The organism is Rhodococcus sp. D-6, from assembly GCF_040256695.1.
GTDB lineage: Bacteria > Actinomycetota > Actinomycetes > Mycobacteriales > Mycobacteriaceae > Rhodococcus > Rhodococcus pyridinivorans.
In genome coordinates this window covers 3,213,626-3,237,647 of the sequence record NZ_CP132970.1, presented here as the reverse complement: position 1 = coordinate 3,237,647, position 24,022 = coordinate 3,213,626, and the positions used below count along the sequence as shown (strand labels likewise).

General features: G+C 67.9%; 23 protein-coding genes and 1 riboswitch. Of the genes, 13 read left to right on the top strand and 10 right to left on the bottom strand.

What is annotated here, in order from left to right; translation table 11 throughout:
• Positions 1 to 34: 34 nt before the first annotated feature.
• Positions 35 to 613, top strand: a complete 579-nt coding sequence (locus RBB84_RS15120; protein ID WP_006552942.1) for a TerD family protein — start codon at positions 35 to 37, stop codon at positions 611 to 613.
• Positions 614 to 724: 111 nt separating this feature from the next.
• Here the strand turns inward: RBB84_RS15120 and RBB84_RS15115 are convergent, their stop codons facing one another.
• The gene (locus RBB84_RS15115; protein ID WP_024101848.1) at positions 725 to 1,378 is read right to left on the bottom strand and encodes a hypothetical protein; all 654 of its coding nucleotides are present in this window, start codon (positions 1,376 to 1,378) and stop codon (positions 725 to 727) included.
• A gap of 252 nt (positions 1,379 to 1,630) precedes the next feature.
• Between RBB84_RS15115 and RBB84_RS15110 the strand changes: the two genes are divergently transcribed.
• The 3 genes from RBB84_RS15110 to RBB84_RS15100 all read left to right on the top strand — a co-directional run bounded on the left by RBB84_RS15110 (position 1,631) and on the right by RBB84_RS15100 (position 6,103).
• Positions 1,631 to 2,920 carry an adenylosuccinate synthase gene (locus tag RBB84_RS15110; protein ID WP_006552940.1) on the top strand — a complete coding sequence of 430 codons (1,290 nt, stop codon included), beginning with the start codon at positions 1,631 to 1,633 and terminating at the stop codon, positions 2,918 to 2,920.
• Positions 2,921 to 3,049: 129 nt separating this feature from the next.
• Positions 3,050 to 4,588 (top strand): alkaline phosphatase D family protein, encoded by a 1,539-nt coding sequence (locus RBB84_RS15105; RefSeq protein WP_064256566.1) that lies wholly within the window; start codon positions 3,050 to 3,052, stop codon positions 4,586 to 4,588.
• 33 nt (positions 4,589 to 4,621) lie between these two features.
• A complete protein-coding gene (locus RBB84_RS15100) occupies positions 4,622 to 6,103 on the top strand; it encodes a PLP-dependent aminotransferase family protein (RefSeq protein ID WP_019291084.1) in 1,482 nt (493 codons plus the stop codon).
• 51 nt (positions 6,104 to 6,154) lie between these two features.
• On the opposite strand, the gene RBB84_RS15095 is transcribed toward RBB84_RS15100, so the two are convergent.
• Both RBB84_RS15095 and RBB84_RS15090 read right to left on the bottom strand, forming a co-directional pair.
• Positions 6,155 to 7,252: a CaiB/BaiF CoA-transferase family protein gene (locus tag RBB84_RS15095; RefSeq protein ID WP_064256567.1), complete on the bottom strand. Its 1,098-nt coding sequence runs from the start codon at positions 7,250 to 7,252 to the stop codon at positions 6,155 to 6,157.
• A gap of 106 nt (positions 7,253 to 7,358) precedes the next feature.
• Positions 7,359 to 7,736: a nuclear transport factor 2 family protein gene (locus RBB84_RS15090; RefSeq protein ID WP_064061243.1), complete on the bottom strand. Its 378-nt coding sequence runs from the start codon at positions 7,734 to 7,736 to the stop codon at positions 7,359 to 7,361.
• A 92-nt stretch (positions 7,737 to 7,828) separates the two neighbouring features.
• On the opposite strand from RBB84_RS15090, the gene RBB84_RS15085 reads away from it, so the two are divergent.
• The gene (locus RBB84_RS15085; RefSeq protein WP_006552935.1) at positions 7,829 to 8,209 is read left to right on the top strand and encodes a VOC family protein; all 381 of its coding nucleotides are present in this window, start codon (positions 7,829 to 7,831) and stop codon (positions 8,207 to 8,209) included.
• Between the two features lie 7 nt (positions 8,210 to 8,216).
• On the opposite strand, the gene RBB84_RS15080 is transcribed toward RBB84_RS15085, so the two are convergent.
• Positions 8,217 to 8,645: a hypothetical protein gene (locus tag RBB84_RS15080; protein WP_016933753.1), complete on the bottom strand. Its 429-nt coding sequence runs from the start codon at positions 8,643 to 8,645 to the stop codon at positions 8,217 to 8,219.
• A gap of 23 nt (positions 8,646 to 8,668) precedes the next feature.
• Entirely contained in the window at positions 8,669 to 11,452 is a 2,784-nt protein-coding gene (locus tag RBB84_RS15075; protein WP_006552933.1) for a vitamin B12-dependent ribonucleotide reductase, read from the bottom strand.
• Between the two features lie 107 nt (positions 11,453 to 11,559).
• Between RBB84_RS15075 and RBB84_RS15070 the strand changes: the two genes are divergently transcribed.
• Positions 11,560 to 12,042, top strand: a complete 483-nt coding sequence (locus RBB84_RS15070) for a DUF456 domain-containing protein (protein ID WP_006552932.1) — start codon at positions 11,560 to 11,562, stop codon at positions 12,040 to 12,042.
• A 90-nt stretch (positions 12,043 to 12,132) separates the two neighbouring features.
• On the opposite strand, the gene RBB84_RS15065 is transcribed toward RBB84_RS15070, so the two are convergent.
• Positions 12,133 to 13,530, bottom strand: a complete 1,398-nt coding sequence (locus RBB84_RS15065) for an FAD-dependent oxidoreductase (protein ID WP_033096189.1) — start codon at positions 13,528 to 13,530, stop codon at positions 12,133 to 12,135.
• 292 nt (positions 13,531 to 13,822) lie between these two features.
• Here RBB84_RS15065 and RBB84_RS15060 point away from each other — a divergent pair, with 292 nt between their 5' ends.
• The 7 genes from RBB84_RS15060 to cobU all read left to right on the top strand — a co-directional run bounded on the left by RBB84_RS15060 (position 13,823) and on the right by cobU (position 20,337).
• Positions 13,823 to 14,269: a membrane protein gene (locus RBB84_RS15060; protein ID WP_006552930.1), complete on the top strand. Its 447-nt coding sequence runs from the start codon at positions 13,823 to 13,825 to the stop codon at positions 14,267 to 14,269.
• A gap of 70 nt (positions 14,270 to 14,339) precedes the next feature.
• Positions 14,340 to 14,750 (top strand): rhodanese-like domain-containing protein, encoded by a 411-nt coding sequence (locus RBB84_RS15055; protein ID WP_006552929.1) that lies wholly within the window; start codon positions 14,340 to 14,342, stop codon positions 14,748 to 14,750.
• Complete coding sequence (locus RBB84_RS15050) at positions 14,747 to 15,970, top strand: O-succinylhomoserine sulfhydrylase (RefSeq protein WP_006552928.1); 1,224 nt, start codon at positions 14,747 to 14,749, stop codon at positions 15,968 to 15,970. Before RBB84_RS15055 ends, RBB84_RS15050 begins: the two co-directional genes overlap by 4 nt.
• Positions 15,971 to 15,989: 19 nt before the next feature.
• Positions 15,990 to 16,119, top strand: a riboswitch (cobalamin riboswitch).
• A gap of 87 nt (positions 16,120 to 16,206) precedes the next feature.
• Positions 16,207 to 17,112 carry an ABC transporter substrate-binding protein gene (locus RBB84_RS15045; RefSeq protein ID WP_024101844.1) on the top strand — a complete coding sequence of 302 codons (906 nt, stop codon included), beginning with the start codon at positions 16,207 to 16,209 and terminating at the stop codon, positions 17,110 to 17,112.
• Between the two features lie 107 nt (positions 17,113 to 17,219).
• Complete coding sequence (locus RBB84_RS15040; RefSeq protein WP_228045161.1) at positions 17,220 to 18,182, top strand: iron ABC transporter permease; 963 nt, start codon at positions 17,220 to 17,222, stop codon at positions 18,180 to 18,182.
• Between the two features lie 26 nt (positions 18,183 to 18,208).
• Complete coding sequence (locus RBB84_RS15035; RefSeq protein ID WP_082921053.1) at positions 18,209 to 18,991, top strand: ABC transporter ATP-binding protein; 783 nt, start codon at positions 18,209 to 18,211, stop codon at positions 18,989 to 18,991.
• Positions 18,991 to 20,337, top strand: a complete 1,347-nt coding sequence (gene cobU, locus RBB84_RS15030) for a bifunctional adenosylcobinamide kinase/adenosylcobinamide-phosphate guanylyltransferase (RefSeq protein ID WP_064256570.1) — start codon at positions 18,991 to 18,993, stop codon at positions 20,335 to 20,337. Before RBB84_RS15035 ends, cobU begins: the two co-directional genes overlap by 1 nt.
• A 10-nt stretch (positions 20,338 to 20,347) precedes the next feature.
• Here cobU and RBB84_RS15025 read toward each other — a convergent pair whose 3' ends face one another.
• The 4 genes from RBB84_RS15025 to RBB84_RS15010 are packed head-to-tail and all read right to left on the bottom strand — an operon-like array spanning position 20,348 to position 24,008.
• The gene (locus tag RBB84_RS15025; protein ID WP_064256571.1) at positions 20,348 to 22,297 is read right to left on the bottom strand and encodes a hypothetical protein; all 1,950 of its coding nucleotides are present in this window, start codon (positions 22,295 to 22,297) and stop codon (positions 20,348 to 20,350) included.
• 7 nt (positions 22,298 to 22,304) lie between these two features.
• A complete protein-coding gene (locus RBB84_RS15020; protein WP_082921049.1) occupies positions 22,305 to 22,937 on the bottom strand; it encodes a SipW-dependent-type signal peptide-containing protein in 633 nt (210 codons plus the stop codon).
• Positions 22,924 to 23,514, bottom strand: a complete 591-nt coding sequence (locus RBB84_RS15015) for a signal peptidase I (RefSeq protein WP_064256572.1) — start codon at positions 23,512 to 23,514, stop codon at positions 22,924 to 22,926. The genes RBB84_RS15020 and RBB84_RS15015 overlap by 14 nt, the downstream gene beginning before the upstream one ends.
• On the bottom strand, positions 23,511 to 24,008 hold the full coding sequence (locus RBB84_RS15010) for a hypothetical protein (RefSeq protein ID WP_156666105.1): 498 nt from the start codon (positions 24,006 to 24,008) through the stop codon (positions 23,511 to 23,513). Before RBB84_RS15010 ends, RBB84_RS15015 begins: the two co-directional genes overlap by 4 nt.
• Between the last annotated feature and the right edge of the window lie 14 nt (positions 24,009 to 24,022).

The window sequence follows — 24,022 nt, the reverse complement described above, 5'->3', positions numbered from 1 at the left end:
GGTAGGCAACGATCATCGAGCGAGAGGATTCGGTATGGGTGTGAGCTTGGCCAAGGGCGGCAACGTTTCGCTGTCGAAGGAGGCTCCGAACCTGACGGCGGTGACGGTGGGTCTCGGCTGGGACGTGCGCGCGACGACCGGCGCGGACTTCGATCTCGACGCCAGTGCACTGCTGACGAGCGAGAACGGCAAGGTCCTGTCCGACCAGCATTTCGTCTTCTACAACAACCTGCGTTCGCCGGACGGCTCCGTCGAGCACACCGGCGACAACCTCACCGGTGAGGGCGAGGGCGACGACGAGAGCGTGAACGTCGACCTCGTCGCCGTTCCCGCGGAGGTCAAGTCGATCGTCTTCCCGGTGTCGATCCACGACGCCGACGCGCGGGGCCAGTCGTTCGGTCAGGTGCGCAACGCGTTCATCCGCGTCGTCGACCGCGCCGACGGCCGGGAACTCGCCCGCTACGACCTCACCGAGGATGCGTCCACCGAGACCGCGATGGTCTTCGGTGAGCTGTACCGCCACGGTGGCGAGTGGAAGTTCCGCGCCATCGGCCAGGGCTACGCCTCCGGTCTGGCGGGCATCGCACGGGACTACGGCGTCAACGTCGGCTGAGCCGACAGGGGTCAACGTCGGCTCAGGCCGACAGGGGTCAACGTCGGCTCAGGCCGACAGGGGTCAACGTCGGCTGAGCCGACAGGGGTCAACGTCGGCTGAAGATGGGTTTCAGCGGACGAGCTTCCACTTCTTGTCGTGCCGGTAGAAGGTCGACCGCTTGAGAGCCCGGGGGTTCGCGACCCCGTCGCGGGTGACGACTGCGGCGGGGGAACCCAACTGCATGGCCCGGCCCGTCAGCCACTTGTAGCCGCCGAACCAGCGCGGCCGGTCGATCGCGGCCCGCAGACCGGGCATCGCGGGTGTGGGTTCGACGCGGATGCCGGGCACCGTGCCGGAGAACAGGCGGGTGTCATCGACGTAGGCCTCCCCGACGAGCGCATCGCCGTTCTCACCGCACAGCAGCGCACGGCCGACGAGGGCGATACCGGCGTCGTCGCGGATGAGCGGCAACGGCTTCGCGACCCCCTGCAGGGCGACGGTGGCAGCCTTCGACCCCGTCCGCAACCCGTACGCCTCCGTGGCCGGGGTTCGTGTCTCCGGGACGTACGCGACCTCCAGGTCGAGGCGTTCGGTGCGCATCAGCCGTGTGACGGTCGCGGCGAACGCCGCGTCGTTGCCTACGAGGATCAGACGAGGGTCCTCTACCGACTCGAGATGCGCGAAGACGTCCTCGAAGTCGTCCTTCTCGGGGAGGGCAGGCGCAGACAGTGCGGTCACGGGGGTCAGCGCCAACGGCAATGGCACGTCACCGCATCTGAGCACTACCGGGGTCAACGGGTCTCCTCGAGGGGTCGGGTTCGTCGGGCTCTCGGCTGCGTCCACTGTAATGGGAAGGCGGTGGGGGAGGGCGGCGGCGACCCGCCACCGCGCGCCGCAGCTCCGGCGCTTCTGCAGTCCCGTCATTCGCGCTCGTCGGAGGGTGGACTACACTGTGGTCCCGGCTGCTGCCCGGTTGGGCAGGACCCTGCAGGCGAGACCGCCCGCACGTAGACACCTGCCTGAGGAGAGCGCGACATGCCGGCAATCGTCCTGATCGGAGCCCAGTGGGGCGACGAGGGCAAGGGCAAAGCTACCGATCTACTCGGCGGACGTCTGCAGTGGGTCGTGCGCTACCAGGGCGGCAACAACGCCGGTCACACGGTCGTGCTGCCCAACGGCGACAAGTTCGCCCTGCACCTGATCCCGTCGGGCATCCTGACGCCCGGCGTCAACAACGTCATCGGCAACGGTGTCGTGGTGGATCCGGGTGTGCTGCTCACCGAGCTCGAAGGCCTCGAGAAGCGCGACGTCGACACGTCCCGTCTGCTGCTCTCGGCCGATGCGCACCTGATCATGCCGTACCACGTGGCCATCGACAAGGTCACCGAACGCTTCCTCGGCAAGAAGAAGATCGGCACCACCGGACGCGGTATCGGCCCCTGCTACCAGGACAAGATCGCCCGCGTGGGCGTGCGGGTCGCCGACGTGCTCGACGAGAAGATCCTCACCCAGAAGGTCGAGGCCGCACTGGAATTCAAGAACCAGGTCCTCGTCAAGATCTACAACCGCAAGGCGCTCGACCCGCAGCAGGTGGTCGACGAGGTCCTCACCCAGGCCGAGGGTTTCAAGCACCGCATCACCGATACGCGCCTCGAACTGAACAAGGCGCTCGAGCGCGGCGACACGATCCTCCTCGAGGGTTCGCAGGGAACGCTGCTCGATGTCGACCACGGCACCTATCCGTACGTGACGTCGTCCAACCCCACCGCCGGCGGCGCCGCTGTCGGTTCGGGTATCGGCCCGGCGAAGATCTCGACGGTGCTGGGCATCCTCAAGGCCTACACCACCCGCGTCGGCTCGGGTCCGTTCCCGACCGAGCTGTTCGACGACCACGGCGCCTACCTCGCCAAGCAGGGTGGAGAGGTCGGTGTCACCACCGGTCGCGCCCGCCGCACGGGATGGTTCGACGCCGTCATCGCCCGCTACGCGACCCGCGTCAACGGCATCACCGACTACTTCCTCACCAAGCTCGACGTGCTGTCGGGTCTCGACACCGTGCCGATCTGCGTCGGCTACGAGGTCGACGGTGTGCGTATCGACGAGATGCCGATGACGCAGACCGACGTGCACCACGCCAAGCCGATCTACGAGGAGATGCCGGGCTGGTGGGAGGACATCACCCACGCCCGCACCTTCGAGGAGCTGCCGAAGAACGCGCAGAACTACGTGCTGCGTCTCGAGGAGCTCTCCGGCGCCTACATCTCCTGCATCGGTGTGGGGCCGGGCCGCGACGAGACGATCGTCCGGCGCGACGTCATCCGCTGACGGGGGTAGCTCCCGGCCCGCGCCGATTCGTCGTCGGACGGGCGCCGATCCCTCACTGCATGTTCACCGACGGTTCGCACGGACTGTGCACGCTCGTCCCGCACAGTCCGTCGGACCCCGGGGAGAACCATGTACGTGTCCCGTCGAACCCTGCTGCGCACCGTCGCGCTCGGAGCCCTCGCGGCTCCGGCGGTGGCGTGCTCGTCGGGAAGTTCCGTTGCAACGCCGAGCCTCGTCCGTGAGCGGCCGATCCTCACCCACGGTGTGGCCACCGGCGACGTGCGGGCCGACGGGGCGCTCGTGTGGGCGCGCTCGGATCGACCGGCGCGGCTCGTCGTGGAGACGGCGGCCACCGAATCCTTCACCGATCCCGTTCGGCACGTGGGTGGTCTGCTGACGCCCGAGACGGACGGAACCGGCCGACTGCGGCTGACGGGACTGCCGGCCGGCGAGCAGGTGCACTATCGTGTCGTCCTCGAAGGCGAGGACGGCGCCACGTCCGAGCCGGTGACGGGTCTGTTCCGCACCGCCCCGACCGCACCCGGCGACATCAGGCTGCAGTGGTCCGGCGACACCGCCGGTCCGGGCTTCGGTATCAACCCCGACATCGGTGGGATGACGATCTTCGACACGATGGCCCGTCGCGACCCGCACCTGTTCGTGCATTCCGGCGACGTCGTGTACGCCGACAATCCGCTGAAGGAGACCGTCGAGCTGCCGGACGGCCGGATCTGGCGCAACATCGTCACCGAGGCCAAGAGTGCTGTGGCGCAGACCCTCGACGAGTACCGCGGCCAGTACGCCTACAACCTCATGGATGAGAACTATCGGCGGTTCAACTCCTCCGTCGCGCAGATCGTGCAGTGGGACGACCACGAGACCGTCAACAACTGGTACGCGGGTGAGATCCTGGATCTCGAGCAGTACACCGAGAAGAACGTGGACGTCCTGTCGGAACGGGCTTTCCGTGCCTTCCACGAGTGGCTCCCGCTCGATCCGGCGGAGGCCGTCGACGGACGCATCCACCGGGTCGTGCGGTACGGACCGCTGCTCGACGTCTTCGTACTCGACATGCGGACCTACAAGGACGCCAACGGCACCAACGTCGGCGCGGCGGGGCAGGTGCTCGGCAGCGCGCAGACGCAGTGGCTCATCGACGAACTCACCCGTTCGACCGCCACCTGGAAGATCATCGCCGCCGACCTGCCGATCGGCCTGGTCGTACCCGACGGCGATACGGCCTTCGAAGGAATCGCGAACGGGGACAACGGCGCTCCCTCGGGCCGGGAATCGGAGATCGCGCGGGTCCTGTCGGCGGTCGAGGCGCGCAGGATCACCGGCACCGTGTGGTTGACCGCCGACGTGCACTACACGGCCGCGCATCACTATTCGCCGGACCGCGCCTCGTTCACCGACTTCGACGAGTTCTGGGAGTTCGTCTCGGGACCGCTCAACGCCGGTGCTTTCGGACCCAACGAGCTGGACGGGACGTTCGGTCCCGAGGCCGTCTTCGTGCACGCGCCCCCGGCGGCGAACACCTCGCCGATGGACGGATATCAGCACTTCGGGGAGGTGTTCATCGACGGCGCGACGAAGCAGATGCGGGTGGAGTTGCTCGACTCGCGAGGGACGGTCCTGTTCCGTCAGGTGCTCGATCCACCGGCCTGATCCCGCCCGCGCGATGCGGGGCATACTGGATCGGTGATCACTCGAGCGATCGGAGCCGTGTCGCTCGTCCGCGACCTCGGGAACTGGCAGGATTCGGGGCAGTCGCATTCCCGTCGCTCCGCTCGCCCCGATCCCAGACCCGCCTACCGGGCGCTCGCGGACAGCATCCGCCTGCTCGTGCACGACGGCCGCGTCCCGCTCGGGGTCGCCCTGCCCAGCGAGCGGGAACTCGCCGCGGCGCTGTCGGTGAGCCGCACCACCGTCGCGTCCGCCTATGCGGCGCTGCGGGAAGAAGGCTATCTGCGCAGTCGACAGGGTGCCCGCAGCACGGTCGCCGTGCCCGCTCGCCGGGGCGCGGAGAACACCGGGTCCCGGATGCCGATCGGCCCGGCGATCGATCTGAGCAACGCCTCGCTGCCCGCGCCGGCAGCGGAGATCGAAGCGGCGTATGCCGCGGCGCTGCGGTCGATGTCGACCTATCTGGACTCGCACGGCATGGAACCGATAGGGGTGTCGGTGCTGCGCGAGGTCATCGCCCGCCGCTACCGCGAGCGTGGACTGCCCACCTCGCCCGACCAGATCATGGTCACCTCCGGGGCGCAGCACGCGATGCGCCTGCTGCTCGGTGTGCTCGACGACCCCGGCGACCGGGTGGTCGTCGACCACCCCACCTATCCCAATGCGCTCGAAGCGATCCGCCGCTACGGCGCGCGCCCGGTGCCGGTTCCGGTGCGCCCGGAGAACGGCCCGCACGGCGGCTGGGATCTCGACGGTGTCGCCAGTGCCGTCCGGCAGACCGCGGCGCGCACCGCCTTCCTCGTCCCCGACTTCCACAACCCCACTGGCCTGTGCCTCGACGAGGACGGCCGCGCCGAACTGGCCCGCATCATGCGCGACACGCGGACCACGCTCGTCGTCGACGAGTCGATGGTCGATCTCTGGCTCGACGCCCCGCCGCCGCCTCCCGTCGCAGCCATGCCTGCCGGCGCGTCGGTGGTGACGGTGGGTTCGACGGCGAAGTCGCTGTGGGGTGGCCTGCGGGTGGGATGGATCCGCGCCGACCGCGACACGATCGTCCGGCTGGCCGGGGCACGGACCGCGGTCGACCTGGGCACGCCTGTCATGGAACAGCTCGCGGCCGCGCATCTGCTCTCCGAAGTCGACGAAGTGCTCGAACGTCGCCGCGCCGCGTTGAGGGAACGACGCCGTGCGCTGTGCGCAGCTCTGGACCGGCGATTGCCCGACTGGGAGTACACGCCGGGCCAGGGCGGGATGTCGTTGTGGGCACGGATGCCCGAGCCGGTGTCGACCTCGCTGGCTGCCGCCGCGCCGTCCCACGGTGTGCTGCTCTCCGCCGGTCCGCGCTTCGGTGTGCAGGGTGCGTTCGAACATTTCGTGCGCCTGCCGTACACGCAGGATGTCGAGGTCCTCGACGACGCCGTCGAGGCGATGGCCGCCGCCTACGAGCAGGTCGCCTCCGGGCGCACACCCGACGAGGCGCGGCTCGTCGTCTGATCCTGTGCGCCAGGACGATCGTCGGAGCGTCGGCGGGCTCGGGCTGCCGGATCAGACCCAGAGGGTGTCGATGTCGGTGGCCTCGGCCGCCGGACCGACCGGCTCGCCGGCGGGGGTGCGGGAGAAGCGCGGCGCTGGTGCGTGCTGCACGACGCCGTCGATCTCGATCAGCGACCCGCGTGCGACGAGATGCTCGTTCTTCTCCGCCTCGGCCCAGGTGAGGACCGGGGAGACGCAGGCATCGGTACCGAGGAAGATCTCGGTCCACTCGTCGCGGGTCTTCGACAGGAACTTGTCGGTGAAGATCTTCTTCATCTCCGCCCAGCGGGAAGTGTCGAGCTGGTGCGGCAGGTCGGCCGGATCGAGCTCGAGGCCCTGCAGCAGCAGCGCGTAGAACTGCGGCTCGATGGAACCGACGGCCATGTACTTGCCGTCCTTGGTCTCGTAGACCTCGTAGAACGGGGCGCCGGTGTCGAGCATGTTGACGCCGCGCTCGTCCGACCACGCGCCGCGACCGCGGAACGCCCACATCATGTGCGAGAGAGCGAGGGCGCCGTCGACCATCGCCGCGTCCACGACCTGGCCCTTGCCGGAGGTCTGACGCTCGACGAGGGCGGACAGGATGCCGAAGACGAGGAACATCGAACCGCCACCGAAGTCGCCGACCATGTTCAGCGGCGGCACCGGACGCTCGCCCTGGCGGCCGATGGCGTGCAGGACGCCGGTGAGGGAGATGTAGTTGATGTCGTGGCCGGCGGCGTTGGCGAGCGGGCCCTCCTGGCCCCAGCCGGTCATGCGGCCGTAGACGATGCGCGGGTTGCGCTCGAGGACTACGTCCGGTCCGAGGCCGAGTCGTTCGGTGACGCCGGGACGGAAGCCCTCGATGAGGACGTCGGCGCGCTCGAGCAGGGTCAGGACCTTCTCGATGTCGGCGGGATCCTTGAGGTTGGCCTCGACGATGCGACGGTTGCGCTGAATCGGATCGCGCTGTCCCTCCGGCGGGATCTCGCCGGGGCGCTGCACGATGACGACATCGGCGCCGAGATCGGCGAGCAGGGTCGCGGCGTGCGGGCCGGGACCGAGACCCCTGAACTCGACGACGCGGACACCCGCGAGCGGACCCTTCTTCTCAACAGCTTCAGCGGACACTCGACGAACCTCGCTCCGATGTGTAGGGACTGTCGCAACGGAGAGTACCTTAGCGAGCGTTCAGAATATGGCTCCGGTTGCTGGGGTTCCGGTCGTCGGGAGTGGATCACTCCTCGTAGAGGTCGGCCTCGCTCAGTCCGGTCGCCTCGAAGGCCTCGCCGAGATCGGCGTGGCGGACGACGGTGACCACCTGGTCGTCGACCACCCGGAAGGCGATCGCCTCGTCGCGAGGACCCGGATCGGACGCCCAGGTCGCCGTCTCCTCGACCACCACGATTCCGTGGTGGACGAACAGGCGGCCCGGTTGCAGCGTGACCCCTGCCGTCGTCGCCCACTCGCGCAGTTCGTCGAGTCCTTGGTCGGGATCGTCGTCGGGGGTGGGGAGCACGATGTCGTCGCTCGACAACTGCACGAGCGTGTCGATGTCGTTGCTGTTCACAGCGTCGTGCCAGGCCAGGACCGTAGCGATCTCCGAAGTACTCATGATCGAGAGCCTAGTCGCCGGATCGCCGAGGTGGGGGCGTGAATCCGCCGAATCCGCTGTCGCACTCGGGCGCTACGGAGCACAGTGGACGTATGACGATCACCGGCCAACTCGTGAGCTTCGTCCCGAGCACCGACCTCGACGTCTCGGAGATGTTCTACGTCGACACCCTGCGCTTCCGGAAGCTCTCCCGCGACCCCTTCGCGCTCGTCCTCGACGGAGGCGGCGGCGCACCGGTCCGGGTGACCCTCGTGCAGTCGCGCGAGGAGACCGGCTACACCGTGCTGGGCTGGCGGGTATCCGATCTGGACGGCACCGTCGAACGACTGCGCGAGCACGGCGTGGAGTTCATCCGGTACAACGGCATGGATCAGGACGACCACGACGCGTGGACCGCACCCGACGGTATGCGGGTCGCATGGTTCCGCGACCCGCACGGCAACGTCCTGTCGTTGCTCGAACACCGCACCTGACGCGGCCTCAGCTTGCGAAGGCACCCCACAGGAAGCCGGCGAACAGCACCGCGAAGCCACCCATCTCACCGACGATCAGCGCGGCCATCGCCGGACCCGTCCCGCGCACCGGATGCGCGAACTGATTCGTGGTGTCGCGCAGCGCACCGTGCACGACATAGCTCGCGATCGCGCCGACGAAGAACACCACGATCACCGCGGCCGCGGCGAGGTTCACTGCGGTGGGCCACGCGCTGAGCTCGACGAACACCGCGACCAGCAGCGTCGCGAAGGAATACATCAGGGCCGATCGGTGGGCGATGTCGACGTACGGGTGCGCGAGGTGGTCGTCGGACGTCGCCATCTGCCGGTACTTCCACACGCCGAGAGCGAGCGCAAGAAGGAAGACCGCACCCGCGGCCGTCAGTGTCAGTTCGGTGTCGACTCCCAGGACCATCCCGCCAGTATGGACGCAACACCTCAACTGCAGCCGCTGGTGTTCCCACAGGACGGGCAGGCGTGGCACGACCCGGCCCGTTGCATCTTCACTCCGCACTGCATGCAGTACGGCGCGTCCGGATTCGACGGTGACGGAGCAGCGAGACCACCCGGGGAGGACGTGCTCGCGCTGCTCGTGCTGTGCGTGCCCCGCGGCGCGGTCGCCGGCGGATCGGGCTCACGCACCGGCGGCGTGCTCGTGTACGGCGTGAGCGTGGGGGTGTCGGGCACCGAACGCTCGGCGCCGGTGAGGATGCCCAGTTCGGCGCGCTCGTCGGGTTCGAGATAGTCGATCGCCAGTCGCCGGAAGATGTAGTCGAGGATCGACGTGGCGATCCGCAGATCCGGATCGTCGGTGATCCCGGCCGGCTCGAAACGCGTACTCGTGAAGGCCCGGACGAAGGTGCGCAACGGGACCCCGTACTGCAGACCGTAACTGACCGACATCGAGAAGGCGTCCATGATGCCGGCGAGCGTCGAGCCCTGTTTGGACACGCGCAGGAACATCTCGCCGGGACGCCCGTCGTCGTACTCACCGATCGTGACGAAGCCCTTGCAGTCCGCCACCCGGAACTCGAACGTCCGAGAAGTGCGGGTGCGCGGGAGCCGCTCGCGGCGAGGCGCCGTGGACGGAGCCGCTTCTGCGACAGCAGGGCGCGACGCCGTCGACAACGGTTGTCCCAGTTTGCAGTTGTCACGGTAGATCGCAAGGGCCTTCACGCCCAGGCGCCACGCGTCGACATACATGTCGGCGATGTCGTCGACGGTCGCGGACTCGGGCAGGTTCACCGTCTTGGAGATCGCACCCGACAGGAAGGGCTGCACCGCGGCCATCATCGCGACGTGGCCGCGCGGCGAGATGACGTTGTCGCCCATGGACGTCGCGAACACCGGTGCGTGCTCGTCGCGCACGTGCGGCGCACCGGCGAGATCGTGATGCAGATCGAGGTGCGCCACGATATCGGCGACCTCCGACGGGCTGTAACCCAGACGCGACAGTGCGCGCGGCACACTGCGATTGACGATCGTGAGGCTGCCGCCGCCGACGAGCTTCTTGGTCTTCACCAACGCCAGATCCGGTTCGATCCCGGTGGTGTCGCAATCCATCGCGAGCCCGATCGTGCCGGTCGGTGCGAGCACGCTGACCTGGCTGTTGCGCACACCGTGGGCAGAGCCGTCGGCCACGGCGCGGTCCCACGCCTGTCGTGCCGCATCGAGCACGTCGGCCGGTGCGAGATCGGCGTCGATGTCATCGAGTGCGCCACGATGCTTGCCCAGCACGTCGAGCATCGGCGCGCGGTTCTCGTCGAAACCGTCGAACGGTCCGAGGCGCCTCGCCATGTCCGCCGACACGGCGTAGGCGTGACCGGTCATCAGGGCGGTGATCGCCGCAGCCGTCGCGCGTCCGGCCTCGCTGTCGTAGGGCAGGCCCGAAGCCATGAGCAGCGCACCGAGGTTGGCGTAACCGAGCCCGAGCTGCCGGAACCGCCGCGACGTCTCACCGATCCGCTCGGTGGGGTAGTCGGCGCGGCCGACGAGGATTTCCTGCGCGGTGAGCATCACCGCCACGGAGTGACGGAAACCGTCGACGTCGAAGGTGCCGTCCTCGCGCAGGAAGGTCAGCAGATTCAGGCTCGCGAGGTTGCAGGCCGAATCGTCGAGATGCATGTACTCCGAGCAGGGATTCGACGCGTTGATCCGGCCGGTCGCGGAGGCGGTGTGCCAGGCATTGATCGTCGTGTCGTACTGGATGCCCGGGTCGGCGCACTCCCAGGTGGCGGCGGCGGTGCGCTGCAACAACTCTCGCGCGCGGACAGTCCGGACCGTCTCGCCGGTCGTCACGGTACGCAGCGGCCACTCGGCGTCGGCCACCACCGCGTGCATGAACTCGTCGGTCACGCGCACCGAGTTGTTCGCGTTCTGGTACTGCACCGAATGGATGTCGGTGCCGTCGAGACCCATGTCGAAACCGGCCTCGGCGAGCACCCGCGCCTTGCGTTCCTCGATCGCCTTGCAGTCGACGAACTCCTCGATGTCGGGATGGTCGACGTCGAGGATCACCATCTTCGCGGCCCGCCGGGTCTTGCCGCCGGACTTGATGGTGCCGGCGGAGGCGTCGGCGCCGCGCATGAAGCTGACCGGACCCGATGCGCTTCCGCCACCGGTCAGCGGTTCGGCCGACGAGCGGATCCGGGAGAGGTTCACCCCGGCGCCCGACCCGCCCTTGAAGATCACCGCTTCCTGCCGGTACCACTCGAGGATCGAGTCGATGCTGTCGTCGACCGACAGAATGAAACACGCGCTGGCCTGCTGCGGAGTGTTCGGCACCCCGATGTTGAACCAGACGGGACTGTTGAACGAGGCCCGCTGGTGGATCAGCAGATAGGTCAGCTCGGCGGCGAACGCCTCCGGATCGTCGAGATGACCGTCGGTGTGCCCCCACGCCGTGATCGTGTCGACGATGCGCGCGATCACGTCGCGCAACGAGTGCTCACGATCCGGGTGTCCGAGCTGCCCGCGGAAGTACTTCTGCGTGACGATGTCGGTGGCGTTCTGCGACCAGAAGGCAGGAAACTCCACATCGGTTTGCTCGAAGACGACACGACCGGTGCCGTGGTGGACGATCCGCGCGTCGCGGCGCTGCCACTCCACCGCCTCGGCGGGATCGACACCGGGCGTCGTGAAGTACCGGACGTCGCCGCGCACCGCGGCGGCTGCGGCGTCCGATGCACTCTTCGGGCTGCTGTGAGGCCTGGTACTGCTCATCGCGTCCTCCCGGGGGCGTGGACCGGTGGCACATATAGTCCCACCATGCTGCCACCGCGTCCCGGTACTCCGCTGTCTTCCGCCCGCTCGACCCGCTCGGTGGCGCCGTGAGTGCCGGCGGCGAACTGCTCGTCGGGCTGGCGATCCTCGTCGGCCTGCTCGGGATCGTGCTGCCGGTCCTGCCCGGCGTCCTGCTGATCTTCGGCGCGATCGCCGTATGGGCGTTCCTCACGGGAGGCACCACCGCATGGATCGTGCTGGGCGTCGCGGCGGTGGCGCTGCTGGTCACCGGCATCGTGAAGTACACCTGGCCCGGCAAGCGACTGCAGCAGGCCGGGGTGCCGAACCGCTCGTTGATCCTCGCCGGTCTGCTCGGCATCGTCGGGTTCTTCGTCGTCCCCGTCGTCGGGCTGTTCCTGGGCTTCCTGCTCGGCATGTACCTGTCGGAGGTGCAGCGGCATCGCACCCACCGCGACGCGTGGGTCTCGACGGTCGCGGCGACCAAGGCGGTCGCGTTGTCGATCCTCGTCGAACTGTTCGGCGGACTCGTCGCGGCGTCGGTGTGGCTGGGCGCCGTCCTGTTCACCTGAGCGCACCCGGAAAGCCGAGCAGACCCGAAAGCGAGGAGGGACCCATCCGCGCGGATGGGTCCCTCGTCGTTCGTGCAGTTCAGGCTGCTGTCACGCCTTGTGCGGCTCGCTCGCGCGGAACATGTCCTCGCGCTCGACGACCTTCACGCGCTCGCGGCCCTCGGCCTCACCGAGGCTGCGCTCGTGCGCATCGAGGCGGTACCAGCCCTGCCAGGTGGTGTACGGCAGCTGCTTGTCCTCGAGGAACTTCACGATCGCGTCCTCGGACGGATCCTCGGGGGTGTTCAGACGGCCGGCGGCCCGGTCCTCGAGCAGGTTCGCGACGGTCTCGTTCGCGTCGCCCTTGGTGTGGCCGATCAGGCCGACGGGACCGCGCTTGATCCAGCCGGTGACGTAGGTGTGCGGCATGAACCGGTCGGGACCCTCGGCGTTCTCGTCGGCGAGCACCCGTCCGGCCTCGTTCGGCACGGTGCCGGCCTGCTCGTCGAAGGGCAGCTTGGCGATGTTCTGCGAGAGGTAGCCGACCGCGCGGTAGACGGCCTGGACCTCCCAGTCGTTGAACTTGCCGGTGCCGCGCACGTTGCCGGTGCCGTCGAGCTCGGTGCGCTCGGTGCGCAGACCGACGACCTTGCCGTCCTCGCCGAGGATCTCGTGCGGGGACTCGAAGAAGTGCAGGAACAGCTTGTGCGGGCGGTTGCCCACATCGCGGATCGCCCAGTCCTGCAGGGTGTTGGCGACCATGTCGACCTGCTTGGAGTTGCGACGTGCCTGCTCGGAGCCTTCGTCGTAGTCGATGTCCTCGGGGTCGACGATGACCTCGATGGTCGGGGAGTGGTCGAGTTCGCGCAGCTCGAGCGGCGTGAACTTGGCCTGCGCCGGACCACGGCGACCGAAGACGTGCACCTCGACGGCCTTGTTGTTCTTCAGACCCTCGTAGACGTTCGGCGGAATCTCCGTCGGCAGCAGCTCGTCGCCGGTCTTGGCGAGCACGCGGGCGACGTCGAGCGCGACGTTGCCGACACCGAGGACGGCGACCTTCTCCGCCTCGAGCGGCCAGGTGCGCGGCACGTCGGGGTGACCGTCGTACCAGGACACGAAGTCGGCGGCGCCGTAGCTGCCGTCGAGATCGATGCCGGGGATGTTCAGCGCGCGGTCCGCGTTCGCGCCGGTCGAGAAGATCACCGCATCGTAGAAACGCTGAAGGTCGTCGAGGTTGAAGTCGCTGCCGTAGTCGAGATTGCCGAGCAGGCGGATCTGCGGCTTGTCGAGCACCTTGTGCAGGGCGGTGATGATGCCCTTGATGCGCGGGTGGTCGGGCGCGACACCGTAGCGGATCAGACCGAACGGCGCCGGCATGCGCTCGAACAGGTCGATGCTGACCCCGGGATCCTGCGCAGTGTCGGACTTCATGAGTGCGTCGGCGGCGTAGATACCGGCAGGGCCGGCACCCACGATCGCGACGCGAAGGGGACGAGTCTGATCGGTCATCAGGGGATCAACTACCTCTTCGGTGTGCGGACGGACATATCCAGCTTAAATTAAGGCTGCCCTCAGTGGGCTCGGCGCAGGTCGCGCGGGGATGACGGCGAAGGAGGATGAATCGAGCCGTCGAGCGAATCGCTTCAGCGACAACACATGTGGGCACCCATACGACACAGGTCGACGGCGAGGCGTCGAACGAGCTGCGTGGTGGCCATGCGACAATTCCTACCTCGAGAGGGTTTTTAGGGCAAATGCGGTCGTGACGGGCTGCGACCTCGCGCCCACTAGGATCGGGCGCATGGCCAAGCGCGGAGCCCCCGAACCCGAACCCGATCCCGGCCCGGATCCCGACGGTCCCACCAGTAGCAGCATAGGGCCTTTCCTCGGAGCCCTCGCGGTCCTGGTGGTGCTCGTCCTCGTCGTCTTCGGCGCCCAGCTCTTCTCCCCGGCGGGCGACGACCTCACCGAGGACGAGATGGTGCGCCGCGCCGTCACCGACTACGTCTCCGCGCACAACGAGAACGACGGACCGATCCTCGACCGGCTGCGGTGCAGCGATCTGCCCGCCGAGGAAGCACCGCTCGCGGACGTCGAGGGACGCGTGGAGCTGCAGGCCACGCAGAACATCGCCGTGGACGGCGATCGGGCCACCGTCGACGTCCGGACCGGCCTCGACGGGGAGACGCAGACCGAGACGTGGCAGGTCGTCCGCATCGACGACGTGTGGCGGATCTGCCGGTTCTGACGTGTCGCCGTGCGTATACGAAGCGGTGCCCGCGTGTACGTCACAGTCCGACCTGTGAAAATATGTCCCGGTGAGCTACGCAGGTGATATAACGCCGCAGCAGGCATGGGACCTGCTGCAAGGTGATCCGGATGCCGTGCTCGTCGATGTGCGTACCGAAGCCGAGTGGAAATACGTCGGGGTCCCCGAGACCTCGTCGCTCGGTCGCCGGACCGTGTTCGTCGAGTGGGTTCGTTACCCCGACGGCGCCCCCAACCCGAACTTCGTCGAGGATCTGAGGGCAGCGGGTATCGGCAGCGGACCGGTGATCTTCCTGTGTCGCTCGGGGCAGCGCTCCATCGGAGCGGCCACGGCCGCCACCGCTGCGGGCCTGACCCCCGCCTACAACGTTCTCGAAGGATTCGAAGGCGCTCTCGACGGCGAAAGCCATCGCGGTGCCGAGGGCTGGCGGGCTGCAGGCCTGCCGTGGAGGCAGTCGTGAGTTCCATCCCCCAGGGCGGCGCGTTCGACAAGGCGCTGCCCGCCACCGTTCGCCCCGCCACGCTCGGCGTGCGCGGCGGCACCCTCCGATCCGGTTTCGAGGAGACCTCCGAGGCCCTTTACCTCAACTCCGGGTTCGTCTACGAGTCGGCCGAGGCCGCCGAGGCCGCTTTCACCGGCGACGTCGACCATTTCGTCTACTCCCGCTACGGCAACCCCACGGTGAAGATGTTCGAGGAGCGCCTGCGCCTGCTCGACGGTGCCGAGGGGGCGTACGCCACCGCGTCCGGCATGTCCGCGGTGTTCACCGCGCTCGCCGCGTTGCTCGGCAAGGGCGACCGCCTCGTCGCGGCACGCAGCCTCTTCGGTTCGTGCTTCGTCGTGTGCAACGAGATTCTGCCCCGCTGGGGCGTGGAGACGGTGTTCGTCGACGGCGAGGATCTCGACCAGTGGGAGAAGGCACTGTCGGTGCCCACCACCGCGGTCTTCTTCGAGACCCCCTCGAACCCCATGCAGACCCTCGTCGACGTGCGTCGCGTCTCCGAGATGGCACATGCGGCGGGCGCGAAGGTGGTGCTGGACAACGTCTTCGCCACCCCGCTGCTGCAGCGCAGCCTCGATCTCGGTGCCGACATCGTCGTCTACTCCGGCACCAAACACATCGACGGTCAGGGCCGCGTGCTCGGCGGAGCGATCCTCGGACCCGCCGACTACATCGACGGGCCGGTGCAGAAGCTCATCCGCCACACCGGGCCGTCGCTGAGCCCGTTCAACGCGTGGACGCTGCTCAAGGGTCTCGAGACCATGCCGGTGCGGTTGCGCGCCTCGGTCGATTCGGCGCTGCGCATCGCGCAGTTCCTCGAATCGCAGGATGCGGTGCGCTGGGTCAAGTACCCGTATCTCGAGTCGCACCCGCAGTACGAACTCGCGAAGTCGCAGATGAGTGGCGGTGGCACGATCATCACGTTGGAGCTCGACGCCCCCGAGGGCGAGGGCAAGAAGCGTGCCTTCGAGCTGCTGAACAAGCTGCGCATCGTCGACATCTCGAACAATCTCGGCGACTCCAAGTCGCTCATCACCCACCCGGCGACCACCACCCACCGGGCGATGGGACCGGAGGGCCGGGCCGCGATCGGTTTGTCCGACGGCGTGGTGCGACTGTCCGTGGGCCTCGAGGATCCCGAGGATCTGCTCGAGGATCTCCAGCAGGCGCTGTCCTGACCTGGGACGCCGTGAGCTACGCTGCGGGTGTCCTGCCGATCCGGTAGGGCACCCGCTGCGTTTTCGGTGAAGCCGGTGAGATTCCGGCGCTGTCCCGCAACTGTAAGTCCCGGTACGGGGTGAGCCAGGTCGGCCGGCGCGGAGGGTCCGTACGTACTGGTCCTCGGACGAAGGACGGTGGCGTGCCGCAACCGCCTGTTGCAGCCGTGCTGTTTTCGTCCTCCGAACAACGGAGGATGGCTGTGCCACTCGACAACCACCGACGGCTGCTCGCCGCCGGACTGACCGCTTTCGCGCTCCTCGCCGCAGGGTGCTCGAGCAGCGACGATTCGTCACCGTCCGGTGACACCGACACCACCTCCGCGGACGTCCCGCAGGCCATCGTGTCGCTGAGCCCCACCAGCACGGAGATGCTCTACGCCGTCGGTGCCGGCGACCAGGTGGTCGCGGTCGACGACCGATCCGATTATCCGGCCGACGCGCCCGTCACCGATCTGTCGGGGTACACCCCCAACGTCGAGGCGATCCTCGGTTACGAACCCGACCTGGTCGTCGCCAACGCCGATACCGCCGATCTCGTTGCGGGACTCGAACAGGCCGGTGTCGAGACGCTGATCCTTCCCGCGGCCGAGAACCTGGACGACACCTACGCCCAGATCGAGCAGCTGGGAGCCGTCACCGGACACGTCGGCGACGCCGCCGAACTCGTGGCGCAGATGAAGACGGACATCGACGAGATTCTCGCCGGCCTCCCCGAACGGGAGACCCCGCTGACCTACTACCACGAGCTCGACAACACCTTCTACACCGTCACCGACGACACCTACATCGGCGAGATCTACTCGATGCTGGGGCTGACCTCGATCGCGACCGGCGGCGACGGCTACCCGCAGCTGTCCGCCGAGTACGTCCTCGAACAGAACCCCGACGTGATCTTCCTGGCCGACGGCCAGTGCTGCGGCGTCACGCCCGAGGTCGTCGCGGAACGTGCCGGATGGGGCGAGCTCACCGCTGTCCGGGACGGCCAGGTCTACGTCCTCGACGAGGACATCGCCAGTCGCTGGGGGCCGCGCGTCGTGGACCTGATGCGTGAGGTCGCCCGGATCGTCGGCACCATCCCCGCGGTCCAGCCCACGCCTTGATCTCCGTGTCGCGAGGCAACACCCGCGCACTGCCACCCGGTGGTGCGCGGGTACTGCCGCGCAACGTGCTCGTGCTGACCGGCGCCGTGCTCGCCCTGTTCGCCGCGATGCTGGTCGGGATCCTCGTCGGGCCCGCCGGTCTCACCCCGGGCGGGGTGCTGCTCGACATCGCCGACCGTCTGCCGCTCGTCGACGTCGACTCCGGGTTGAGCACGCGTCAGCAGGCGATCCTGTGGAACATCCGGATGCCGCGCGTCGTGCTCGGGGTGCTGGTCGGTGCGATGCTGGCCATCGCCGGTGCGGCCTACCAAGGGGTCTTCCGCAATCCGCTCGCCGATCCCTATCTGCTCGGGGTCTCCAGCGGCGCCGGTCTCGGTGCCACCCTCGCCATCGTCGTGGGCGGCGCGGCCGGGTTCGCCGGTGTCCCGATCGCGGCCTTCGCCGGGGGCCTGCTCGCCGTCGGCGCGACGTATTCGCTCGGCCGCACCGTTGGCGGCAGCCGCTCGGAAGTCGTCATCATCCTCGCCGGTGTCGCCGTCGCGGCCTTCGCCAACGCGATCCAGACGTTCTTCATGCAGCTGCACGACGACACCCTGCGGCAGGTGTACTCGTGGATGCTCGGCCGCCTGTCCACCGACGGTTGGTCCGACGTCGTCGTGGTCCTGCCGTACGTCGTGGTCACCGTCGCGATCATCGCGCTGCATCGGCGCACACTCGATGTCATGGCGGTCGGCGACGTCGAAGCCGCGAGCCTCGGGATCAACCCGGCGCGCGTGCGGCTGCTGCTCGTCTGCGTCGCGACCCTCGGAACCGCGGCCGTCGTCTCGGCGAGCGGTCTCATCGGGTTCGTCGGCATCGTCGTCCCCCACGCGGTCCGGCTGCTCGCCGGACCCGGCCACCGTCTCCTGCTGCCGCTGTCGCTGCTGGTGGGTGCGTCCTTCCTCGTCCTCGCGGACGTCCTGGCCCGCACCGTCATGTCGCCCGCCGAACTGCCGATCGGTGTCGTCACCGCGGCGATCGGGGCGCCCTTCTTCCTCGTCGTGCTCAGACGGAGCCGAGGTGTCCGATGAAGAGCGATGTTCTCACCACCCCGACCATGACGGTGTCGTGCCGGCAGCTCAGCGCCGAACGCGGTGGCGTCGAGGTGCTGCACGGGATCGACCTGAACGTCACCGCCGGCTCCTGGCTATCGCTGGTCGGGCCCAACGGGTCGGGCAAGACCACCCTGCTGCACGTCCTCGCCGGTCTCGTGCCGGCCACCGGTCACCTGCAGGTCGCCGACATCGTGCCGGGGCGCGCCGGACGTCGGGACATGGCACGCGCGGTCGCGCTGATGCCGCAACGCCCCGTGGTGCCGGAAGGTGTCACCGTCAGGGAACTGATCCATCTCGGCCGCACCCCGCACATCCCGCGCTTCGGATCCGAGACCGCGCACGACCGCGAGGTGGTGGACCGGATCGTAGAACGGCTCGAGCTCGAAGCGTTCGCACCGCGACTCGCGACCGAACTGTCCGGCGGTGAGCTGCAGCGCGTCGTGCTCGCACGCGCTCTCGCCCAGCAACCGCGGGTGCTGCTCCTCGACGAACCCACCAGCGCACTCGACATCGGACACCAGCAGCAGGTACTCGAACTCGTCGATTCGATGCGCACCGAAGGCGACCTCACCGTCATCGCCGCGATGCACGAGCTGACCTCCGCCGCCCAGTACGGGGAACGGCTCGTACTGCTCGATCGCGGGCACGTCGTCGCCGACGGAGCGCCCGACGACGTCCTCACCGCCGAACGCATCGCGCAGGTCTACGGCGCCCGCGTCGAGATCCTCGACCGCCCGGCGGGTCGCGCCGTCCTCCCGCTCCGCGACAGCACGAAGGACCGCTGATGGAGGTCGTGCTCCTGGGAACCGGCGCGGCGGACGGGTGGCCGAACCCGTTCTGCACGTGTGCATCCTGCGCGGATGCCGCCCGTCGCGGCGAGATCCGCGGGCAGACCGCGGCACTCGTCGACGATGTGCTGATGCTCGACTGCGGTCCGGAGGCGCCCCGCGCGGCCGTGCGGCACGGCAGGTCGCTGGCGCAGGTGCGGCATATCCTCCTGACCCACGCCCATGCAGATCATCTGGGCCCGCAGGCATTGTTGTTCCGGTCGTGGGTGGCCGCCGGCGTCGAACTCGATGTGATAGGTCCCGCCGACGCGCTCGACACCTGTAGACCCTGGGTGGCTCCCGACGCGCCGGTGCGTTTCGTGCCGGTCGAGCCGGGGGACTCGCTCACCGTCGGCGACTACTCGGTGCGCGTTCTTCCCGCACGGCACAAGGTCTTCCGCGACGGCGACGCGGTGCTGTACGACCTGTCGGGCCCCGGCGGGTCGCGGTTGCTGTGGGCGTGCGACACCGGGATGTGGCTCGCCGAGTGGTTCGAGGCCGTGCGCGACGCCCGGTTCGACGCGGTATTCCTCGAGGAAACCTTCGGCGACCGTTCCGAATTGTCCGAGGGTCACCTCGGCCTGCCCGAGTTCGGCGCGATGGTGGATGGTCTGCGCGGTGTCGGTGCCGTCACCGAGAACACCGAGGTGGTCGCAGTGCATCTGGGTCACCACAATCCGCCCATCGACGAACTGCGGAATCGTCTGCAGCAGGTGGATGCTCGTCCCGGTCGTGACGGTGAGGTGGTCCACGTGGGTGAAGGGACTCCGGTCGTGCCGCATCGGACGCTGGTTCTCGGGGGAGTGCGGTCGGGCAAGTCGCGGCACGCCGAGGAACTACTCGCGTCCTGCCCGTCCGTCACCTACGTCGCCACCGGCGGGACACGAGAGGGTGACGCGGAGTGGGCGGAACGTGTTGCACTGCACCGGGAAAGACGTCCCGGTTCATGGTCGACGGTGGAGACGGTCGATGTCGCCGAGGTGCTGTGCACCGCTACGGAACCGCTGCTGATCGATTGTCTCGGAACGTGGTTGACGGCACGGCTCGATATCCACGGTGTCTGGGATGGTGGCGACCTCGACCCTGTCCACTCCGATGTGGACGAGTTGATCGCGGCGTGGCGGAAGTGTGCGGTGCCGGTGGTCGCCGTGAGCAACGAGGTCGGTAGCGGAGTGGTGCCCGCGACCTCTTCGGGCCGATTGTTCCGCGACATGCTCGGCCGGCTCAATGCGCGGGTCGCGGAGGCCAGTGAAGCAGCGACTCTCGTGGTGGCAGGAATTCCTGTTTCTTTGAAGCGGAATTGATTTCGAAGCATCAGCCTTCCGATCCGTCGTCGGCCGGCTCGCCCACAGGAGCATCGTCGCTCGGGGTCGGCGCAGGTTCGGGCGGCGTCTCCTCGGGGACCGGTGAAGGAGCAGGCTCGCCGGTCGGTGCAGACTCAGACTCAGGAGCAGGCGGGGGAGCCGGGAGCGGATCGACCACCGCGCTCCTCACCCACGAACCCGACGCCCTACTGATCACCCATTCCCCCGAACTTCCGGTGATGCGTAGCTCGTCCGTCTCGGCGGCCCAGGCCAGTACATCACCCTCTGAGGCGCCGGTGCGGTACTCCTCGCTGCCCGTCGCAGCAGTGATGACGGCGTACGTTCCGGCCTCGGATCGGACGAGCCGAGCGGAGTAGAGGCCGGACGGTGAGCGGAGCGCGGAGACAATGTCCGTTTCTGTCGGTGCAGACGGTGACCCGGACGTACTGGGACTCCCCTCGGTGGTCGTCGGACCGAGGGAGGTCGATGTCCCCGCACTTGCGGTCGGGGAGGACGTCGTCGACGTCGTGGTGGTGGAAGCAGAGGATTGCGGCAGTGAGCGTGCTCCTGTCGCTGGTGCCGAGCAGGTGACGCCCGTCGTCGACGTCGTGTCGAGCCTGTACGCGACGAAACCTGTGGAATACGAACTTCCTTGGATCGAGCGGATCTCGGCGTCAGCAATATTCGCGGTGATGAGAGCGGTGTCGAGGTTGGTCCGGGCGATCCTGGCGGTCACCGGTTGCCCCGCGGACGTCGGGGTGGTGGTCACCGTGGTGACGTAAGCGAAATTTCCGTCCGACGGATTGCGAACGGTGACCTGGTAAGTCACACCCGTGCCGACGTGCGGCCACGTCAATGTCGCTGCGGTGGCACTTCCTGTGCCGGTCGTGGAGCATGCGACGGAAGCCGGGGATGCCACATACGCCGGGGTCCCGTCACGTTCCCCGCTCGGGCTGCAGTTGAGGTCCTGGTTGTGGCTGATCAAGGACACTGGTTGGGAGACGAGGCGGCCCCTCCATGCTGCCGACACCGTGCCTCCCGGCAACATCGTGTGTATTTCCGCGTTGTACTGCCAGATGAGGCTGCGGCGAGGAAGATCTGTGCCGTACAGGTCGTACGAGATGGTGCCACCCGTCGCGGCGGTGATGTCGGTGATGTCGACGGTCCGCCAGACACGACCGTCCAGATCCCGCAGAATGATCCGGTACTGATAGGGCGACCCGAGATGCGTCCAGTTCAACGTGACAGGATCGGGTTGGTCGAGAATGAGTTTGCTGTTGCAGCCGACCGTTCCTGCAATTTGTGGTACGTACTCGCTCTTCGAGGCGAACGCTCCGCTTCGCGCGGTCGCGTTGTCGACGAAGGCCGCATCGGTCCCCGGCGTGTGTGAGAGGCCGACCGCAGACACGACGACGAAGACTGCCAGAGGAGTCACGGGGGCCTGGGCGTTCCGGAGGGGCGATCCGTCGGGACGCACCGCGATCCGGATGAGGGCGGCGGCGAGTATCGCCAGCACGACGAGGCCGGGAACGGTCCGGAGCCAGGCGGCAAGGTAGCCGAGGCCGTCGACATGGAAGAGCACCCGTTCGGCCGAGCTCACTCCGTAACTGCGGGGATCGGGTTCCGGATTCGCATCTCCTTGCAGCCGGAGGAGGGCCGTGTTTCCGGCGAACGACTCGACTTCCACGATCCGATGGGTGATGCGACTGCCTTGATCGTTGATCACACTCACCACGTCACCGGACCGAAGGTCGGCTGCGGGGACGGTGTGCGCTATCGCGAGGGAGCCCGAAGGAATCGCGGGTGCCATGGAACCCGAGCGGAAGATCAACGGCATCAGGCCGAACAGGGCCGATACCGCCGCGAGGAGAATACACAGGCTGCCGAGTACTGCACCGATCGTCAGGAGGGTGTCCCGCCCTCTGTGTGGGGGGCGTGCCTGGTGTGCGTGTTCGGTCATTGTCGCCTCACACCGTCGTCTGCGCCGTGAAGGTGAACACGAGGGCGGACACGCTCTGGTTCTGTGTGGGGAGCGGCGTCGACGTGGGCAACGTGACGACCATGCACAGTGTCTCCCTACCGGTCGTGGCCGCCAGGGGGCGAGCAGCAGCGACGATCGGCGCAGCGCCTCCCGCGATCAGGCTCGTCTGTCCGATTTGTGTTCCCGTGCATGTTCCCCTGCGGAGACCGCCGGCAGTGAGGTTCGACGGGGTTCCGTTGCTGAAGACCCGGAGTTGCAGGTTGTTCGCGAGGGCCGGACTTCCGGCGGGTGTCGCGACATTCACCGTGTACGTGACGTCCATCGTCGAGCGTGTGTTCTGCACCTGCAGACTCGCCGCTCGACTCTCGCCCGGCATCATGGAGGACGAGGTCAGGTCGGAGAACGTATAGGACTTCACGTCGTTCGCTCGCAGATCGACCGTGCCGGTGCTGAACGTCCCCGTCGCTACCGCCGAATTCGCCCACGCGGCGAAGGTTCCCACCGCGCCGAGCGCGAGGACCGTTCCGAGCGACAGTAGTGCGCGCACCCGGACGGTGAAGAGTGAAGGCGCTTTTCGTAGGTACTTGCGAAGGTGATCGAGGACTTCATCGCCGCGCATCGCTGCCTCCGCCGGTTCGTGCTGCCTCCCGCTCACGTCTGCCATCCCGGATACCGCTGGTGAACAGCACGGTGGCGTAGCCGAACAGTGCGATCGCGATGATCCCGACGGTCCACGAACGCTGTTGCCCCGTCAGCCAGTTGTTCACATAGCCCAGGTAGGGAATCGAATACCAGACTCGTCCCCGAATCTGTTCGTAGAGAACCGGTTTCTCGTCGGGCACAGTGTTGGCGTCGCCCTGGGTGATGTACGTGCGTTGCCCCTTCGCGGATTGGGTGGACGCGATGATCCGATGCGTCACCACAGTGGGATCCCCCGAACGCAACTGGTACGTCACGGGCATTCCGATCGCGAGTTCGTCGGGTTCGACGGGTTCGACGACGATGAGGGTGCCGGGTGGGTAGGTGGGGTCCATCGATCCGGTGAGCACGGTGAAGCGTTCGCCGCCGGCCACGGCCGGGATCAGGATGGTGACTGCCAGCAGGGTGAGCATGGCGAACAGCAGGGCCCAGGTGAGCATCGAGCCCATCCACCAGAGCGGCCCTGTCCGGTCGTCTTCTTCCCGGGATTCGGTCATATCTGTTGCTCCACTCGAAATTCGAGCGCAAGGGTGGTCGACCTGCCTTGTTCTGCCGCGGCTCCGACGGTCGCCCGGAGACACCACACCTCTGTGGTGCCCGGAGCGGCCGACCGTCCTTCCCCTGGAGCCGGAAAGGCCGTCCAAGGACCGCCGATCGTCGACGTCGGTGTAGCCACTGCTGCACCGGATGACATCGGGCATGCGTCGGCGGAACCGACGATCCACGCTGTCACCGCGATCGGCAGCCGGGTCGAGCTCTGACGTACGGCTTGCAATCGGTAACGAGCGTGGGCGTCACCCCGAATGCTGACCGTCAACGGCTGTTGCACCACGGATCCCTGCGCCAGGTTGGTACCGCCGAAGTTCGTCCATGTGTAGTCCTGGGAGCCCTGGGCCATGATGGTCAGGCTTCCCGAGATGATCGTGCCGCCCCTGAGTTGTGTGCTGTCGCGCCACAGTGCGCCGGTCTGCTGTGTGGACCAGAGGGTCACGAGCAGAACCGACG